Origin of the sequence: Blautia sp. MSK.20.85 (genome assembly GCF_013317245.1) — a bacterium.
Lineage (GTDB): Bacteria > Bacillota > Clostridia > Lachnospirales > Lachnospiraceae > Blautia_A.
Map to the genome: position 1 here is coordinate 1 of NZ_JAAIUN010000079.1, position 1210 is coordinate 1210.

1 protein-coding gene is annotated in these 1210 nt (G+C 40.8%); it reads right to left on the bottom strand.

All coding sequences use genetic code 11. The features are described 5' to 3' along the window. Positions 1–122 precede the first annotated feature (122 nt). The coding region (locus tag G5B12_RS16940; RefSeq protein ID WP_173826599.1) for a DUF5688 family protein at positions 123–1210 on the bottom strand (1088 nt) is incomplete at its 5' end.

The window sequence follows — 1210 nt, forward strand, 5'->3', positions numbered from 1 at the left end:
ATCTTTTGCCACCTCTTCCGTCAGCTGTTCCATTGCATATAATTTATTTGCCATGCGCTACTCCTTTTCATAAAATCAGGGACTGCTTAGCACAGTCCCCTTAAAATCATCGTTGCTTCTCTTTATAATGCTGTGGCAAGATCTTTTGACTTATTCTTCGGCACTTTCTCTGCTTCTTTTGCCTTGATCTCTGCCTTGGCTTTCTCCAGCTTTCCGTGTATTCCTCCTTTGGCTTCTTTTTTTACAGCTGTTTTTTCTGCTTCTTTTGCTTTTTCTAGCCGTGCTTCCCTGCGTTCAGCATTTTCCATGACTGCTGTCTTTCCATCACAGAACTGAACCTTATCTGACAGCTGTTCCTCTCTTTCTACCTGTGTCTCATTGACTTCTTTTACCATCGCATTTAGTTCCGGGACCTGAAAAATTCCGTTATCAGGGAGAATCAGCACTTCATGAATGGAAGATGGGATGACAAAATAATCACTACCCAGGCATTCCCCAATCTGTTTACGAATATCTTCCTGCAGTAACAGGGAAGCTCCATTCATCTTAGCTTTGTTTGTCAGACAGAACATTGGGTTTTCCATGGCTTCCATATCCATTTTTTCATTCAGCAGGTTTTCTGGTTCTTCACCAAAAATCGTAGATTTGATAATCTCATTCATATCCATAAGTGTGACACCACGTTTTCGGTCTGCCACCATCGCATCCGCTTGAATCTGTTCGGCAGATACTCCCCACTCGTTCATCAGAGAAACAGTTACCGGAATACTGCTGATCCCTTCTCCATTTTCCTCCAGATTTACTGCATAATAAGCTGCAAAATCTCCGTGTTCTGTGACTACTTTATCTGCAAGAAGATCGGTATTCCATTCCTTATCACAAATTCTCATCTGTAATTTGTCCTTCATCTTTTCATAATCCAGAATATCTGGAACTCCCATATCAAAAAATTCTGCTTTTCCCTGTGCCTCAATACGCATATCAGCCACATCGCCAACACAAGAGTCTACATCTTTTCCATGGATATATTCCTGGTAGAGAGAATCCAGATAGACTGTCGGTACGATTCTCTGATCTCCATTCGGAATCGTAATACCTGTCAGCTTCAAACCATTGTTTTTTTCTACTTCCTGAAGTTTAATTTCTGCGTCCTTATAAGACTCTGGCAGATACTCCTTTACATTGTCTTTGACATATTCATAAAATTCTT